Here is a 16,768-nt window from a genome sequence, read left to right as displayed (position 1 = left end):
CGCCCTTCTTCGTGCCTTCGCGCTTGCCTCTTTGGTCACGCCCGGTAGTTTGTAAACACCCTTTACGAATTCCCGCTTCTCCCTCGAACTGGGTGCAACCGTGTCGATCGTCCTTCGCGTTTCGGTGATCGCCGCGCTGGCCGCGGTTCTGGCCTGCGTGCCCGCGTGCGGCAAGAAAGACGGGGCCGGCAAGGCCAAGATCGGTGTCGTCACCAACTGCACCGACGAGTTCTGGGACATCTGCGACGCCGGCGCGCGGAAAGCGGCGGCCGAGTTCAACGTGGACCTCCTGTTCCGCCAGCCGGAACAGGCGTTCGACGCGAAGGCCCAGATGGAGATTGTCGAGTCGTGGGCCAAGCAGGGGCTGGACGGGATCGTGGTGAGCGTGATCAACCCGAAGGGGCAGACCGAGGACCTCACCCGCATCGCCCAGAAGACCCCGCTGGTCACGATGGACAACGACGCCGACAAGACCGGGCGCAAGTGCTACGTCGGGGTCGACAACTACGAGGCCGGTAAGGCCGTCGGCCGGATCGTGAAGAAGACCCTGCCCCAGGGGGGCACCGTCGCGATGTTCATCGGCGACACCAAATCGGCCAACGCCCAGGCCCGCACGCAGGGCGTGCTCGACGAGCTGGCGGGTGAGAAGGACGCGAAGGGGGCCGACGGTACCCACCCCCAGAAGCCCGACCTCGACGTGCGCACGTACGGCAAGTACCACCTCGTGGACCGCGCGCCGAAGGAGGACGGCGGCCCGGACAACGCCCAGAAGACCGCCGGCGCGGTGCTGGCCCGCGTGAAGGGGCTGTCGGACCTGTGCATGGTCGGGCTGTACGCGTACAACCCGCCGGCCATCCTGAACGAGGCGAAGGCCCGGTCGATGACGAAGGAGATCAAGATCGTCGGCTTCGACGAGAAGTGGGACACGCTCCGGGGCATCGAGGCCGGCGAGATCGAGGCCACCGTGGTGCAGGACCCGTTCGCCTACGGTTACGAGTCCGTGAAGGCGCTGGCGACCAAGAACTTTGACGTGAAGCCCATCCCGTACCGGGTCGTGACGAAGGACGGCAAGCCGGACCCGGCGCTCGGCGGCGAGGCGGTCGAGGCGGCGAAGTTCCAGGCGGACCTGCGGGCCAAGATCGGCGCCGCCCAGAAGAAGTGACCCACAGACACACGGCGCGCGACGGTTCGCCCGGCCGGCCCGGGCCGGGCGAACCGTCGCGCGCCCGGCCCTGAGCTCCCTCCCCCATGTCCCACCCTCGGCTCCAGGTCACCAACGCGCGCAAGCAGTTCCCCGGCGTGCTGGCGCTCGGCGGGGTGTCGCTCACCCTCGCGCCGGGCGAGGTGCTGGCCGTCGTGGGCGAGAACGGCGCCGGCAAGTCGACGCTCATGAAGATCGTCGCGGGCGTGTACACCCCGGACGCGGGCGCGGTGCAGCTCGACGGCCGGCCGGTCCAGTTCCGCGGGCCGGCCGACGCGATCGCGGCCGGGGTGAGCCTGATCCACCAGGAGCTGAACCTGGCGGAGAACCTCACGGTCGTCGACAACCTGTTCCTCGGCCGCGAGGTCACCCGGGGCGGCGCGCTCCGGGTGCTCGACCGGGCCGCCATGACGGCCCGCGCCGCGGGGCTGCTCGACCGCGTGGGGCTCCCCGCGAACCGCGCCCAGGCCCGCGTCGAGAGCCTGCCGCCCGGCGAGAAGCAGCTCGTCGAGATCGCCCGCGCGCTCGGCACCGACGTCCGCGTCCTCATCATGGACGAGCCCACGTCGAGCCTCACGCAGAAGGAAACCGAGCAGCTCTACCGGGTCATCGACGCGCTGAAGGCGGCCGGCGTGTCGGTCCTGTACATCTCGCACCGGCTCGCGGAGGTGAGGCGGGTCGCGGACCGGGCCGTTGTGCTGCGCGACGGGCAGAACGCGGGCGAACTCGCGCGGGGCGAGATCACGCACGACAACCTGGTGCGGCTGATGGTGGGCCGCGACCTGAAGCAGTTCTACCCGAAAACGCACCGCACCGGGGCCGGGGGCGCGCCGGTGCTGAGCGTCCGCGGCGTGCGGTACCGGAACGGCCCGGCCACGCCCGCGAGCTTCGAGGTCCGGGCCGGCGAGATCCTGGGCATGGCCGGGCTCGTGGGCGCGGGCCGCACCGAGCTGTCGGAGGCGGTCTTCGGCGTCCGACAGCTCACCGCGGGCGAGCTGCTCCTTAACGGCGAACCGGCGCGCATCGGCTCGCCGCGGGACGCGATCGCGAGCGGCGTGCTGCTGGTGCCCGAGGACCGCCGGCTGCACGGGCTGGTGCTGGCCGAGGGCGTGGGCTTCAACCTGAGCCTCCCGAACCTGGACCGGCTCGGCTCGCCGCTCGGGGTGAACCGCCGCGCCGAGGCCGAGCTACACCGCACCTGGATCGACCGGCTCCGGGTGAAGACGCCCCGCGCGGCCCAGCCGGTCGGGCTCCTGTCCGGCGGGAACCAGCAGAAAGTGGTGTACGGGAAGTGGCTCGCGCGCGGGCCGCGGGTGCTGATCCTCGACGAGCCGACCCGCGGCGTGGACGTTGGCGCGAAGGCCGAGATCTACGCCCTCATCGACGAGCTGGCGGGCCGGGGCGTCGCGGTGTGGATGATCACCAGCGACATGGAAGAGCTGCTCGGCATGTCCGACCGCGTGGTGGTGATGCACGAGGGCCGCGTGGCCGGCGAACTGCTCGGCCCGCGGGTGACCGAAGAAGCGGTGATGCGACTCGCGACCGGGGGGACCGCGTAATGACTCGCCTTCTGGGCGTCCTGGGGTTGGTGGCGGCGCTGTACGTGGCCCTGTTCCTCTCGCACAACCGGGCCGGCGAGGCGAGCAACCTGATCGACGTGGCCAGCTACCAGGGCCAGTACGGGATCATCACGCTCGGCGCGGCGCTGGTCATCATCACCGGCGGCATCGACCTGTCCATCGGGTCGGTGGTGGCGTGCGGGGCGGTCCTGTTCGGGTTCCTGGTGAACCGCGGCGCCCACCCCTACGCCGCGCTGCCCGCCGTGCTGCTGTTCGGCGCCGGCGTCGGGGCGGTGAACGGGCTCCTCGTCACCCGGGTACGGCTGCAGCCGTTCCTCGTGACCCTGTGCGGTATGTTCGTGTTCCGGGGCGTCGCGCGGCTGCTCGAGGGCACCGTGGGGTTGAACCAGACGATCGAGGCGCACCAGGAGTTCGCCGGCGCGTTGCGCACGCTCCGGTTCGTGCTCACCGGCAAGAGCCCCGAGAACGGCGCGCTCCTGTTCCCCGCCCAGTTCGTGCTGCTGCTGGCCCTCGCGGCGGTCGCGGGGTTCTTCCTGCACCGCACCGCGTACGGGCGGTACTGGTACGCGATCGGGCACAGCGAGCTGGCCGCGAAGTACGCCGGCGTGGACGTGAACCGGCACCGGTTGACCGTCTACGTTTCCTGCTCGACGCTCGCGGCCCTGACCGGCGTGCTGCTGTTCCTGCACGCCCCGTCGGTCCAGTCCAACAACGCCGGCCTGGGGTGGGAGCTGTACGCGATCCTCGGGGCGGTGCTCGGCGGGTGCAGCCTGCGGGGCGGCGAGGGCACCGCGGTGGGCGTCGTCCTGGGTGCGATGGTGCTGCCGGTCATCGAGAGCATCGTGAACTTCCAGGGCGCCAAGGGCGACGTGATCCCGGCGATCGTCGGCGTGACGCTGCTGGTCGGCACGGTGGTGGACGAGCTGATCCGCCGCCGGTCGCGGGTCCACCGGTAGCGGCGCCGTGCCCGAAAACCACTTCGACAAAGCCGCGCGGTTCGCGGCCCAGTTGGAGCCGCCCGAGTTCCTCGCGTGGCTCCTCGACCGCCCCGCGACCGCCCTCGGGTTCGCCGGCTGGCTCGACACGCGCGGCATTCCCTTCCCCGGCGAGCCGGACCGGGTGGGCGATACGGTCGCGCGCCTCACCCCGCCCGACGGGAGCGGGCCGCCGTGGGCGCTGGCGATCGAGTTCCAGATCGACCCGGACCCGCTCATGTTCGGCCGCCTCCTCGGCTACCTGTCCCAGCTCTGGACGCGCCTCAAACCGGACCCCGAGCGCGGCAGCCGGTTCAACGTGGGCGCGGCCGTCGTGAACCTCACCGGGGCCGGCTCGGCGTCCCGCGAGATGCGGCTCCCGGGCACGCCGGTCGGAACGCACCTGGCGGTCGCGGAGCGCAACTTGGCGGGCGAAAATGCCGATCATGCGATCGGGAGGATCGAGGCCGGCGCGTCGGGCCGGAGCGTCCTCCCATGGCTGCCATTGATGGCCGGCGGCGGAGAGGGGACAATAATTGAGCGGTGGAAGCGGCTCGCCGAACAGGAGCCCTCGAGCCGGCGCCGGTCGGAGCTGGGCGGCCTGGCCCTGGTGTTCGCCGAAGCCGCCGGTTGTCGCGAGAACTGGGAACTCGGACTGAAGGGGTGGAACGTGCGCGAATCCGCGGTGGTGAACGGGTGGAAGGCCGAAGCTCGTGCCGAAGCTCGTGCCGAAACCCAAGTCGAGGAACGTGCCGCGGCGGTGCTGGCGGTGCTCGAGGCCAAGTTCGGGACCGTTCCGGCCGACCTCGCGGGCGCGGTGCGGGCCACCGCCGACCTCGCCCGGCTCCAGCAGTGGATCGCGCTGGCGGCCCGGGCCGACACCCGCGACGGGTTCCGCGCCGCGGCCGGCGTGTGACCGCGGGCGGTCAGTGACACAGCGGTGTCACTGTAATTGAGGGCCGACCTCAAGCGCCGCCCCGGTTCTTCGCGCGGGCTCGCGCCAACCGCTTGCTTTCCCGCCGCGCCGTCCCTACCATCATGCCCATGTCACTGCGGCCGCGGCGCGGTCGCGGTGCGTTGCGGCCCCATCGGACGGGTGCCCACGGGCTCGGCGCCCGACGACGAACGGGCGGCCCGCACGGACGCGCGGCCTCTCCCCGCACCAGGACGGAGTCGACTCGATGGGGAGGAAGAAGGTGGGCGCCGCCGCGGTCTCACTCACCTCGCCCCGGGCGGCGCGCCTGTACCGGCTCATCACCCTGCTCGGCACCGGCCCCCAGACCCGTGCGGCGCTGCTCCGCCGGCTCAAGCTCGACGTCCGCGGGTTCTACCGCGACCTCGAGGCGCTCCGCACGCTGGGCATCGAGGTGGCCGCCGGCGACGACACCAAGTACGCGATGGCCGGCGCCGTGGACGACGCGCTCGCCAAGCTGCCGTTCCCGGACCCCGGGCTGAACGTCCGCGACGCGCTCCAACTCGCCAACGGCAGCACCGCCGCGCACCGCAAGCTCAAGCAGCGCGTGAACTCGTTCCTCAACGGCCCCCGCGGCGGCGCGGCGAAGCCGCGCTGACCCGCCGCACCGCTCCGCGGTCAGTCGTACCGCCCGCTGCACTCGATCGGCCACACCGCCTCGACCCGCCCGCCCCGCACGGCCGCACACGCGCGGTGCAGGTTCATCGTCGCGCAGCAGTGGGCCGGCAGCACCTCGGCGGCCTCGCCCACCGCCGGAACGGCACCGTCCGCCGCCACGATCGTGTGCTCCTCGTTCAGCCGGAGCACGCGGTCGCCGGGCCGCCCCTTGATCTCGGGCGTGCCGAAGTCGCGCGAGATCGCCTTGCTGCCCGCGTCGAGCACGTACTGCCCGGGGCGGCGGCTCACCACCGCCGCCCGGACCGACAGCGCGCACCCGAATTCCGGGCGCACCTTGTGGTACGCCGCGTCCATGATGACGAACGACCCGGGCTGCACCTCCGTGACGCCCGGCACCGCCGCGGCGAACTCCCACGTCCCCGTCCCGCCCCCGGTCACCAGCGCGACCGGGAGCCCGGCGCGCTCGACCTGCCGCCGGGTGTCGGCCAGCGCCTCCGCGCCCGCCAGCGACTGCGCCTGGCGGCTCTCGTAATCCGGGAGCATCTGGAGGTGCCCGTCGTACCCCTGGAGCCCGTAGAACCGCAGCCCGGGCAGCGCCGCCACCGTCTGGGCCAGTTCGACGGCGGCCGCGCCGGGGGGCACCCCGCACCGCGCCATCCCGATGTCCACCTCTACCAGCGCGCGGATCTGCGTGCCCTCGGCGACCGCCGCCGCGCTCAGGGCGCGGGCGTTGTCGGCGTCGTCCACGCACACGATCAGGTCGGCCCGGCGCGCGAGCCGCGCGGCCCGGCGCAGCTTGTGCAGCCCGACCACCTGGTTCGCCAACAGGATGTCCGTGACACCCGCGTCGGCCAGGGCCTCGGCCTCGTTGAGCTTCGCCGCCGCGAACCCGTCCGGGCCGGCGGCCGCCACGTGCCGCGCGAGGCCGGTACATTTGAGGCTCTTGAAATGGACGCGGACCCGGACGCCCCGGCCCCGGGCCGCAGCGAACATGCGCCGAACGTTGCCGTCCACAACGTCCAGGTCCACAAGCAACTGCGGGGTGTCGAGGTCCGCGACGTCCGAACCGGGGGCCGGTTCGGTCGGGCTGGGGTGCGTCATTCCGCTTCCTTCACTGAGTCGAACCGGTCTGTTGAACGCCGCGCGTTCAGCCCAAAATCAGCCCGGCGCCTCGCACGAGGCGCCCGTCGCGAGTCCGTTACTTCTTCGCGCCTTCCATCCCGTCGAGCCACTTCGACACGACGACGCTGTAATACACCCCGCCGATGCTCGACGTGCCGCCGGGCGTCGTGGCGTATCCGCCGTCCTTGTTGCGGTGCTCCGCGATGAACTCGCGGAGCTTCTTCGCGTCCTTCGGCGGCTCCTTGAGCAGCATCAGCGCCCGCATCACGCGGTAGGTCGTTTCGATGTCGGACACCTTCGCCCCCTGCTTCCCCCACCCGCCGTCGGCGCGCTGACCGTCGGCGAAGATCGACTTCACGTTGTTCGGCGGGAGGTCGCGGCCGAGCCGCAGGAACAGCGCGACCAGCGAGCCGGTATCGCGCGCCCCGCCGTCCTGGGGCGAACTCGCTGTGCCTTCGCCGTACTTCATCCCAACCGCGAACCAGTCGTCCAGCTTGAACGGGCAGTCCTTTACGCCCCACGCTTCGACCGCGGCGGCGGCGATGCGCACCTCCTCGAAGGTCTTGGCGTGCCCCTTGAGGTAGTCCATCGCCTTCGCGAACTTTTCCTTCGGAACGCCCACCTCGACCGCGGCCATCACCCCGATGCTGGTGATGGTGACATCGGGCTTTCCGCCCGGCTCCGCGAACGCCCCGGTCTTCGGGTCGTAGCACGTCAGCACGAACGCCGCGTGCTTGTCCGTGTTGGGAACGTCCGCGCCGAGGTACTTGAGCGCCCGGACCGCGCTGCTGGTCGCGCGCAGGCTGGGCCGCGGCGCGGCCCCCGCGCTTGGGTTCTGCGGGGCCGGCGAAAAGCCCCCGCCCGGAACCTCAAGTGCCAGCACCCACCGGACCGTTTCCTTCTTCTGCTCCGCGGTGATCTGCGCCGCCGCGAGCGACGGCACCAGGAGCACCAGCGCGAATGACAACCGCATGTCACGTTTCCTGTTGGGTACGGGGTGAGGGCGCCAGTACGACCGGCTCGAATCTAACACCTATGAGCGCCACCCGCCTGCTGACGCAGGCGGTTCGACAGCAATTGGTCGAACCGCCTGCGTCAGCAGGCGGGTGCGAGTAAACCAACAACGCTGTGCGGTACGAGCCCAGGACACCGGTCGCTCACTGGCCGGGCCGGAACGCCTTCACCACCGCGTCGTTCGTGGTGAGGTACGGGCCGCCGATGAGATCGACGCAGTACGGGACCGCCGGCATGACCGCGAGGAGGCACTCGCGGATCGCCGACGGCTTGCCGGGCAGGTTCACGATGAGCGACCGGCCCCGGATGCCCGCCGTCTGGCGCGACAGGATGGCGGTGGGCACGCTCTTCAGCGACACCGCGCGCATCAGCTCGCCGAACCCGGGGAGCAGTTTGTCGCACACCGCCTCGGTCGCTTCCGGGGTCACGTCGCGCCGCGCCGGCCCGGTGCCGCCGGTGGTGACCACGAAACAGCACCCCTCGTCGTCGCACATGGCCTTCAGGGTGGCCTCGATGTGCTCCTGCTCGTCGGGAATGACGAGCGCGTGTGGCTCCCATGCGCAGGTGAGCACGTCCTTCAAGAATTCGAGGATCGCGGGGCCGCCCTTGTCGGGGTACTCGCCGCGGCTGGCCCGGTCGGAAACGGTGAGGACGCCGATGCGTATCATCGTCGTGGTTCGGAACGCGGAATTCGGAATGCGGAATGAAAGCCACCCCGCGCCGCTTATACTACCCCGAAATTGTGGCGGCATCACGCGTCTTGATTCCGCATTCCGAATTCCGCGTTCCGAACCACGACCATGCGCACCTGGTCCTTCTCCTCCGCCGGCGCCCTGTTCTTCGGCCGCAACGCGGTTCAGATCCACCTCCGCGACGCCTGCGAGCGGCTGGGCGCGAAACGCGCCTTCATCGTCACCGACGCGGTGCTGGTGCGCGCGGGAATCCTGGCCCAGGTCACCAAACCGCTCGCCGCCCTCGGCGTGGCGTTCGAGAGCTTCGACCGGATCACCCCGGAGCCCGGCGTGGAACTCGTGCGCGAGTGCGTCGCGGCGGCGCGGGCTGCGGCCCCCGATGTCATCATCGGCCTGGGCGGCGGCAGCAACATGGACACCGCCAAGCTGGTGTCCATGATCCTCGCGCACGGCGGCGACCCGCTCGATTACGCCGGCGACTGCCGCGTCCCGGGGCCGGTGACGCCGCTCGTCTGCGTCCCCACCACGGCGGGGACCGGCTCCGAAGTGTCCGCGGCGGCGGTGTTCACCGACACCGCGAACCACATCAAGGTGTCGTGCCTCAGCCCGTTCCTGCGGCCGGCGTTCGCGATCGTGGACCCGCTGCTGACGGTCAGTTGCCCGCCGAAGGTGACGGCCGACTCCGGCATCGACGCCCTCACGCACGCGATCGAGGGGTTCTGCGCGGTCCACAACGACGAGTTCCCGCTGCCGAGCGGCGAGAAGACCGTCTACCAGGGCAAGAACCCGATGGCCGACCTGATGGCGCGCGAGGCGATCACCCTCGTCGGCCGGTTCCTGCGGCGGGCGGTGCGGGACGGCTCCGACCTCGAAGCCCGCGACGGGATGGCGCTGGCGGCGACGCTCGGCGGGCTGGCGTTCTCGAACGCCGGGGTCGCGCTGGTTCACGCGATGGAGTACCCGGTCGGCGGGGCGGTCCACGTCTCGCACGGGGCCGGCAACGGGCTGCTGCTGCCGTATGTGATGCGGTTCAACCTGCACCACCGCGTCGAGCAAACCGCTGTGATCGGTGAATGGCTCGGCGTTCGCGCGGGCGGCCACGGCATGATGGAGTACGCCGAAGCTGCGCTCCGTGAAATCGAGCAACTCCGCGCCGACACCGGCATCCCGACGCGCCTGCGCGACATCGGCGTGAAAGAGGAGATGTTGCCCGGGTTCGCGGCGAAAGCGTTCGCCATCAAACGGTTGATGCGCGTGAACCCGCGGATGCCCCAGAGCGAGGACGAAATCCTCGGCATCTACCGCGCCGCGTTCTAAGAAACGGTGGCCCGTAGTTTCAAGTTGGTGTGGAGTACCCGTGCCGTGGTTCTGAGCGTGGTCCGCTCACTCCGTGAGCGGTCGCTCCGGGTCTCGGATACGCATTGCGCGCAACGCAGGGGCCGGCACGTCCGCGGAGCGAATCGGATGCTCGGAACGACCGCTCACGGAGTGAGCGGACCACACTCCAGGCCAGAACCGCGGTACGGCCCGAACTTGAAACTACTGGTGGCGGAATGGGCGGCTGGTCGTGGCCTCGTCTCGGCCATGCGGGCCTCGTGTATGAAGACAATTTTGACAGGATAAACAGGATTCAAGATTGGTCTGTCTTCATCCTGTTTATCCTGTCGATCCTGTCAAAATTGTCTTCGCTCGTCCATCGCTTCAGTGTCACATTGCCGTTGTTAGTGTCTGTTTTGGCTGTTGTCTTTGTGGCACGGACATTCCTGTGTGTGCGGCGCAAGAAGACCGCACACACAGGAATGTCCGTGCCACAAGCAGCAGGCACGAGCACCCGGATCGCGTACTAAAACCGATCCTTCCATGCCGCCGAAGCTCCGCACGCTACTCGTGGCCCTCGTGGGCGGGGCGGCGGTCGGACGGGTGGTGAACACGAGCTTCGTGGGGCGGCACAACGGGACCGACCGGAACCGGTGCGGCCGCAAGGTGCGGAAGCGCGACGGGTTCTCGAAGGACGGGGCCGTGCATCGCGGGGCCACGGTGTTCAGCGACTTCAGTTACAACTTCTGCTGGCTCGTCCGCACCCTGCGTGTGAAGGGCGAGGGCGGCCGGTGGGAGACGCGCACCCCGGCGACGGCCGCCGGGTGAACGGATCACGTGTGGTCCTTGGCGGTGTGGCTGGCCGACCCCGCAAGGTTCGTGCAGCGCAAGCAGGTCACCGCCGATTCATTTTGGTCTTCACAGGGCGCAGCGTGAAACAAGGAACGGCCCTGTGACTTCACTCTGCCGCCCTGCCGGCCGGCACTTCGCCTTGTGTTCTCTCCGCGCGCCGCTATGAGGCGTGAGACAAACACGGTGCGGAGGGAGTAGACATGCGGGCGCTGATCGCGCTGGTCGTCGCGTGCGCGGCGATCGGGTGTCACCACGACAAGTACGACGTGCGCCGTCCGAAGGTGGAGGAGTACTACGACCCACCGAACGAGCCGCGGTACAACGAGCCCGATAAGGCTACGTACCGGCCACCGCCCGCGCAGAAGAAGGAAGAGAACCTGCGCGACCGCAACAAGGGCGGCCCCGGCGGCGGCCCCGGCGGGTTCTAATACATGTACCCGCAATGGGTATCGCTTTGCTTGACGAGCCGCGACCGCGAGGGAGCGGGGACGTGGCACCGCGAGGGAGCGGTCGCGGCTCGTCAAGCACACACTACCGCCGGGCACGTATGTAAGGACGTTGCCGCCCGTGCCGGTTTGATGGGCGCACGGACGGGGCGGTTGTGGCCCGTGCGCCGGCGGTAGCGGGCCGGTGGCCCGCCTCGCCTTCCCATTTTCACAGAACTCCCACAACACAAACGCTCCGAGACCGATCTCTTACTGATGTCCCCGGGTCGCCGCCGGGGGCGCAGTGGAGTCTCTCGTGTCACGCACCCAGATTGCCCTCGTTGCCTTGGCGGCGTTCTCGCTACCGGCGCTGGCCGGGCCGACCAACCCGTTCTCGCGTAAGCCCCGGCTCGACGAGGCGAAAGCCCACGCGCTGGTTGAAACGCTCAAAAGTGATCGCGACGAGAAGAAGAGAAAAGCCGCGGCCGACGAACTCGGGCGCGCGGACCCGCGGCTCAGTCCCGATGTGGCGCCGGCCCTCGTGCGCGCGCTCCGCAACGACGAATCGGCGTCGGTGCGGGTGGAAGCGGCTGCGTCGCTCCGCGAATTAGGCGAAGTGTACCCGCAAGCGGCGGTCGCACTGAGCGAGGCGGCCGAAGGTGATTCCTCGCCGCTGGTGCGGTTGGCCGCACAGCGGACCCTGTGGGAATACCACCTGAGCGGCTACCGGGCGGCCAAGGGGGGCGACGGGCTGCCGGCGCAAACCGTCGAGCCGCCGATCGCGAGCCCGGCGGGACCGCGCCAGGCGGTCGCTCTGATCCCCGCGCCGCCGGTTCCCGCGGTTCCGGCACGGCTCCCCCCGATCGCCACCACCGCAACGCTCCAATTGCCGGCGGTGGTGTCGCAACCGGTGGGGATGCGGCCGCCCGCGACGCAACCGTTGCCCCCGTCCGGCCCGCGACTGCTCTGGCCGAACGTGTTGCCCGGAGCGCGGGCGGCCGTTCGCTCGATGTTCACCCCCGCCGCGCCGACACCCGCCCCGCCGGCCGCACCAACGGCGGCCCCGCCTTCGGTATCGAACCTGACCAGCGAGCCGCCGGTTGCAAAGAACCCGCCGCGTGTCGCGATAGCCCCTTCTCGGCCCGCACCGGCTCCCGAGCCGCCGCAACAGGTGCCTGTCGCGGTTCCGGATTACGTGCCGACGCTGCCGCCGTTCCGCCCGGACCTGCCCGGAGTGGTGACGCCGCCGTGGGCCACTCCGCTGCCGGTGCCGAAGACCGGCCCGCAACCGAAGTAGCGCGGCTCGGAAGAGCGGCGTGCCATCTGCCGGTATGGACGGGCCGCCCGCTCCGCGCCGCACCGGCGAACCGACGGATTCAAATCTGACGGGGCGTGGGGCGTGGATCAGGTGATCCGCCCCACGCCCCCGCCCATTAAGACACGCTCGGAAACCGTTGGCGAAGGTGTTGCACTGGTGCGCGGTGCTGGCGACTCGGTGTGTTGCGTGCAACTATAGATTGGTTGCGGGGTGGCATCGGTACGGGGCGCCGACTGGACATTCGCTGCCGATGGACTGGTCACGAACGGGCGATTCGCTGGGTCGGAACTACCACCGAATCACACGCTAAAACTCGGTTACAGTCGCTGGGGCGAGCCGAACCTAGTTCCAGATGTGCCCGGATCGCTCGCCGTAACATTCATTCGGCAAGGCACTTGGAGCGGAATCGGTCGAGGCGAACGGTTACACTGCCCCGGCAGAAGATTGGCACCGGTTACGTTATTTGGGGTGGAGTGAGCTTCCGGAACTACCACACGAGCGAAAATGCCCGAAACGCTCGCCACTGAACCAACGACGATTCGGCGAACGGAGAGATCGTTCCCCGCTACAGGCGTTCGGGCGGGTGGGCGTCTTCGGTGCCTTTCTGCTTGTGCGAGCGACCTCGGGCGCGATAATGGCCCGCACCCACCTTCCGGAGGCGCATTCATGTCGCGCACCCTGTCACGTCGCTCGCTGCTCAAAACGTCGGCCGTCGCCGCAACCGCGCTCGCGGCGCCGAACTACATCCGCGCCCGCAACGCCAACGAGAAGCTCAACGTCGCGATCATCGGCGCCGGCGGGCGCGGCGCCGCCAACCTCAACGGCGTGGCGTCCGAGAACATCGTGGCACTCTGCGACGTGAGCACCCCGGCGGTCGAGAAGGCCGCGGAGAAGCACACGTCCGCCCGCAAGTTCACCGACTTCCGCAAGGTGTTCGAGCGCGCGAAAGAGTTCGACGCGGTCGTGGTCAGCACCTGCGAACACACGCACGCGTTCGCCACGCTGCTCGCCCTTCAGCACGGGAAGCACGTGTACTGCGAGAAGCCGCTGACGCACAACATCTGGGAGGCCCGCGTCATCCGTGAGGCGGCGGCGAAGACCAAGCTCGCTACCCAGATGGGGACACAGATCCACGCCGAGGACAACTACCGCCGCGTGGTCGAGCTGGTCCAAACGGGGGCCGTCGGCCCGGTGCGCGAGGTTCACGTGTGGGTCGGCCGCGCGTGGGGGCTGCAATCGGCCGAGGAGGCGAAGGCGAACAAGGACATCCTGTTCGTCACCGAGCGGCCGAAGGACGAGGTGAAGCCCCCCGCGGACCTCGATTGGGAACTGTGGCTCGGGCCGGCGCCGGCCCGTCCGTTCAACCCCGTGTACGTGCCGGGGCCGAAGTGGTACCGGTGGTGGGACTTCGGCAACGGCACGATGTCCGACCTCGGCTCGCACTGGAACGACCTGCCGTTCTGGGCGCTGAAGCTGAAAGCGCCGACCGCGGTCGCGGCGAACGGCCCGAAACCGCACCCCGAACTCGCACCGGCGTCGATGCAGGCCGTGTACGAGTTCCCGGCCCGCGGAGACATGCCCGCGGTCACGATGACGTGGCACCAGGGCAGCTTCAAGCCGCCGCAGTGGACCGAAAAGAAGATCCCGCAGTGGGGCAGCGGGGTGCTGTTCGTCGGCGACAACGGGATGCTGCTGTCGGACTACTCGAAGTACCTGTTGTTGCCCGAAAAGCGGTTCGCCGATTTCGTGCGGCCGAAGCCGTTCATCGAGAAGTCGAAGGGCCATTACGCGGAGTGGATTCACGCGTGCAAGACCGGCGCGCCGACCACCTGCAACTTCGAGTACGCGGGGTGGCTGACGGAATCGAACCACCTGGGCAACGTCGCGTTCCGGGTCGGCAAGCGGTTGGAGTGGGACGCCGAGAAGATGAAGGCGACGAACTGCCCCGACGCGGACCCGTTCATCCGCCGCGAGTACCGCAAGGGCTGGCAGCTCGTGTGACCGCCGGCGCGACGCAGAGATGGAACCCGGCGGGGGACCGGCTTCTAACCCAGTCGCCCGCCACGCGTACACGTGATCCGGCCGCACGCGGCGCGCCGGCACCGTAGTGGGGGCAGTGGCGGCTGGTCGCTACCCCCTTCGCTGGCCGCACGCTGGCACCGGGCTGACGATTCGCGGGTCGGTCGCTACCCGCGAATCGCGCCCAAAAGCCTTGTGGATGGTGGCTGTTGTCTCACTCGCCGCACGCACCGAACCGGGAGCGGGCATGTCACTTCAGCTTCAGGGTGCTGGACGGGAGGCACACCCCGTCCTTGCACGCGTTGATGGACACTCGCACCTCGATCTCGCCGTCGCCCGCCGGGAAGCGGCCCTTGATGGTCGTTGCGCCTTCGTAGATCGCATATGCGCCGACGACCTTGTCCGCAATCTCTTTGCCCTTGGGGTATTCGATCTTCGCGTCCACCTTCTTCCCGCCCACGAACACCGTGACCTCGGTGCGCGATTCGGCGAGCGTGTCCGCCCCGGCCGGGTTCGCGTACAGGTGCCACGGCGCCTCCACCGTCAGGGCCACCGCGAACTCCCGCACGCCGCCCTTCGCCGGCTCCAGCGTGAGCTTGCCCGTCACCACGTCTTCCGACTTCCGCGGCTTCTTCGCTTTCGGCTCTTCCTTGGGCGCGGGCTTGTCCGGCTCGCCCGCCGCGTCCAGCAGTTCGTCCAGCGTGCGCAGCATCAGGGGCATTGAGGTGGGGGCGGTGCGCAGCGCGAACGAGAACGCCTTTACGGTACGGATGCCGCGGTCGCGGTAACCTTCGTCTTTTGTCTTGGTCCCCAGTCGCAAAAGGTTCCGTGCCATCTGTGAGTTACCGGACGGCTGCACGCCGTCGTAGCTGTCCTTCGCGCGGGCGAACAACTTCTCGCCGTCGGCCGCGGTGAAGTAGAACCCGCCGTTCACGGGGTCCGCATAATGTTTCACCGCCAGATCGGTCAGCCCCTTTGCGGCGTCGAGCCACTTCGGTTCGCCCGTCGCGTCGTGCAGGTTCAGCAACCCGTGGATCAGGTAGGCGTAATCGTCGAGGAACGCCGCCCCCTTCGGCGCCGGCTTGCCGCCGGGGGCCGCCGCGTACATGCGGTACAAGCGACCGTCCTTGTCGCGCAGCTTCGTGAGCAAGAAGTCGGCGGCGTCCGCGGCGGCGCGCACGTATGCCGGCTCCTTGAAGACGCCGCCGGCCCTGGCGTAGCCCGCGATCATCTGACCGTTCCAGGCGGTAATGACTTTTGTGTCGAGGAACGGCCGCTCGCGCTTCGCGCGGTGGTCGAACAGCTTCTTTTTGAGCGGTTCCAGTTTCGTCAGCAGCGCGTCCTCGGTGAGTTTCAGTTCTTTCGCGATCTCCGCCAGCGGCTTCGGCAGCCGGAGGATGTGGAACTTGTCCTCGAAGTTGGGCGCGGTCACGCCGTACACGGCCTTCACAATCGCGGTGTCGGCGTCGGTGCCGAGTACCTTCGCGACTTCGTCCGCGGTCCAGACGTAGAACTCGCCTTCTTTGTCGTTGCTGTCGGCGTCGAGTGCGGAATAGAAGCCTTTCTCGGGCGCGGTCATCTCGCGCCGGACGAATTCGAGCGTTTCGGCCACCACCCGCTTGTACTCGGGCCGCGGGGCGAGGGCGTAGGCTTCGCTATACAACTCGACCAGTTGGGCGTTGTCGTAGAGCATCTTCTCGAAGTGCGGGACGGTCCAGGTGCGCTCGGTGCTGTACCGGTGAAACCCGCCGCCGAGGTGGTCGTAAATGCCGCCTTCGAGTATCTTCGCGAGGGTGTTGTGCGTCAGCTTCGCGAGCCGCTCGTTCCCGGGCTTCTTGGTCTGCGTGAGGACGAACCCCCACACCGGCGGGCGCGGGAACTTGGTACCCTTGTAGTCGCGCTTCTTGCTCCCGGTGCCGCCGTGTTCGGGGTCGATGTCGAAGGCGTCCAACCCGTCACTCACCAAGTCGCGTTTGAGCGGGACGAGCGCGATCGCCCTGCTGTTCGCGTCGAGGGCTTCGACGGTCGCTTTGGCCACGCGGTCGGCCTGCTTCTCAAGGTCCGCCCGGTCCTTGTCGAACTCCATGACCTTGTTCAGAACCGTTTTGAACCCGGGAACGGTGTCGTCCCCGATCTTTCGGTCGTCGGGGGGAAAGTAGGTCGCGCCGAAGATCGGTTTGCCGTCCGGGGTGAGGAACATGTTGAGCGGCCAACCGCCCTGCTCGCCGGTGGTGTTGAGGGCGGTCATGTAGATGTCGTCGACGTCCGGGCGCTCCTCGCGGTCCACTTTGATGCACACAAAGTTCGCGTTGAGGATTTTGGCGACATCCGCGCGCGAGAACGACTCGCGCTCCATGACGTGGCACCAGTGGCACGCACTGTACCCGATGCTCAGGAAGATGAGCTTCTTCTCTTTCTTCGCCCGCTCGAACGCCTCCGGCCCCCACGGATACCAGTCCACGGGGTTGTGGGCGTGCTGGAGCAGGTACGGGCTGCTCTCCTTCGCGAGCCGGTTGGGCTTCCCTTTCTCTTTCGGCTTCTCCTGGCCTTTGGGTTGGGCGACCGCGTCCGGGGTGACGGTCGGCAGCGCGCACGCGGTCGACAACAGCAACGCGAGAAGGGTGAGGCGCATGCGCGAACTCCGAGAAGAACAGCCCGACGGG

At 69.1% G+C, this 16,768-nt stretch carries 14 protein-coding genes; 10 read left to right on the top strand and 4 right to left on the bottom strand.

The window, feature by feature from the left end; translation table 11 throughout:
- Positions 1 to 100 precede the first annotated feature (100 nt).
- From GobsT_RS32205 to GobsT_RS32185, 5 genes are all read left to right on the top strand, one after another.
- Positions 101 to 1,162: a substrate-binding domain-containing protein gene (locus GobsT_RS32205; RefSeq protein WP_162542112.1), complete on the top strand. Its 1,062-nt coding sequence runs from the start codon at positions 101 to 103 to the stop codon at positions 1,160 to 1,162.
- A gap of 86 nt (positions 1,163 to 1,248) precedes the next feature.
- Positions 1,249 to 2,760, top strand: coding sequence for a sugar ABC transporter ATP-binding protein (locus tag GobsT_RS32200; RefSeq protein WP_010049614.1), 1,512 nt, complete (start codon positions 1,249 to 1,251; stop codon positions 2,758 to 2,760).
- A complete protein-coding gene (locus tag GobsT_RS32195; protein WP_010049617.1) occupies positions 2,760 to 3,737 on the top strand; it encodes an ABC transporter permease in 978 nt (325 codons plus the stop codon). The genes GobsT_RS32200 and GobsT_RS32195 overlap by 1 nt, the downstream gene beginning before the upstream one ends.
- A 7-nt stretch (positions 3,738 to 3,744) precedes the next feature.
- Positions 3,745 to 4,671 (top strand): hypothetical protein, encoded by a 927-nt coding sequence (locus GobsT_RS32190; protein WP_010049619.1) that lies wholly within the window; start codon positions 3,745 to 3,747, stop codon positions 4,669 to 4,671.
- A gap of 265 nt (positions 4,672 to 4,936) precedes the next feature.
- A complete protein-coding gene (locus GobsT_RS32185) occupies positions 4,937 to 5,326 on the top strand; it encodes a hypothetical protein (protein WP_010049620.1) in 390 nt (129 codons plus the stop codon).
- A gap of 20 nt (positions 5,327 to 5,346) precedes the next feature.
- Here GobsT_RS32185 and GobsT_RS32180 read toward each other — a convergent pair whose 3' ends face one another.
- The 3 genes from GobsT_RS32180 to mog all read right to left on the bottom strand — a co-directional run bounded on the left by GobsT_RS32180 (position 5,347) and on the right by mog (position 8,150).
- Entirely contained in the window at positions 5,347 to 6,447 is a 1,101-nt protein-coding gene (locus GobsT_RS32180) for a DSD1 family PLP-dependent enzyme (protein ID WP_010049621.1), read from the bottom strand.
- A gap of 97 nt (positions 6,448 to 6,544) precedes the next feature.
- Positions 6,545 to 7,441 (bottom strand): prenyltransferase/squalene oxidase repeat-containing protein, encoded by an 897-nt coding sequence (locus GobsT_RS32175; RefSeq protein WP_010049622.1) that lies wholly within the window; start codon positions 7,439 to 7,441, stop codon positions 6,545 to 6,547.
- Positions 7,442 to 7,625: 184 nt separating this feature from the next.
- Positions 7,626 to 8,150: a molybdopterin adenylyltransferase gene (mog, locus tag GobsT_RS32170; RefSeq protein ID WP_109570732.1), complete on the bottom strand. Its 525-nt coding sequence runs from the start codon at positions 8,148 to 8,150 to the stop codon at positions 7,626 to 7,628.
- A 132-nt stretch (positions 8,151 to 8,282) separates the two neighbouring features.
- Here mog and GobsT_RS32165 point away from each other — a divergent pair, with 132 nt between their 5' ends.
- From GobsT_RS32165 to GobsT_RS32145, 5 genes are all read left to right on the top strand, one after another.
- Positions 8,283 to 9,491 (top strand): iron-containing alcohol dehydrogenase, encoded by a 1,209-nt coding sequence (locus GobsT_RS32165; protein WP_010053255.1) that lies wholly within the window; start codon positions 8,283 to 8,285, stop codon positions 9,489 to 9,491.
- A 543-nt stretch (positions 9,492 to 10,034) separates the two neighbouring features.
- On the top strand, positions 10,035 to 10,319 hold the full coding sequence (locus GobsT_RS32160) for a hypothetical protein (protein ID WP_010054029.1): 285 nt from the start codon (positions 10,035 to 10,037) through the stop codon (positions 10,317 to 10,319).
- Between the two features lie 224 nt (positions 10,320 to 10,543).
- Positions 10,544 to 10,771, top strand: a complete 228-nt coding sequence (locus GobsT_RS32155; protein WP_010054028.1) for a hypothetical protein — start codon at positions 10,544 to 10,546, stop codon at positions 10,769 to 10,771.
- Positions 10,772 to 11,084: 313 nt separating this feature from the next.
- Entirely contained in the window at positions 11,085 to 12,065 is a 981-nt protein-coding gene (locus GobsT_RS32150) for a HEAT repeat domain-containing protein (RefSeq protein ID WP_010053083.1), read from the top strand.
- A gap of 687 nt (positions 12,066 to 12,752) precedes the next feature.
- Positions 12,753 to 14,087 (top strand): Gfo/Idh/MocA family protein, encoded by a 1,335-nt coding sequence (locus tag GobsT_RS32145; RefSeq protein WP_010043849.1) that lies wholly within the window; start codon positions 12,753 to 12,755, stop codon positions 14,085 to 14,087.
- 268 nt (positions 14,088 to 14,355) lie between these two features.
- On the opposite strand, the gene GobsT_RS32140 is transcribed toward GobsT_RS32145, so the two are convergent.
- A complete protein-coding gene (locus GobsT_RS32140) occupies positions 14,356 to 16,737 on the bottom strand; it encodes a DUF255 domain-containing protein (protein WP_010043855.1) in 2,382 nt (793 codons plus the stop codon).
- Positions 16,738 to 16,768: the final 31 nt, after the last annotated feature.

Origin of the sequence: Gemmata obscuriglobus (assembly GCF_008065095.1) — a bacterium.
Classification (GTDB): Bacteria; Planctomycetota; Planctomycetia; order Gemmatales; family Gemmataceae; genus Gemmata; species Gemmata obscuriglobus.
Note: the sequence above shows the minus strand (reverse complement) of the source record. Positions and strands in the feature narration are given on the sequence as shown.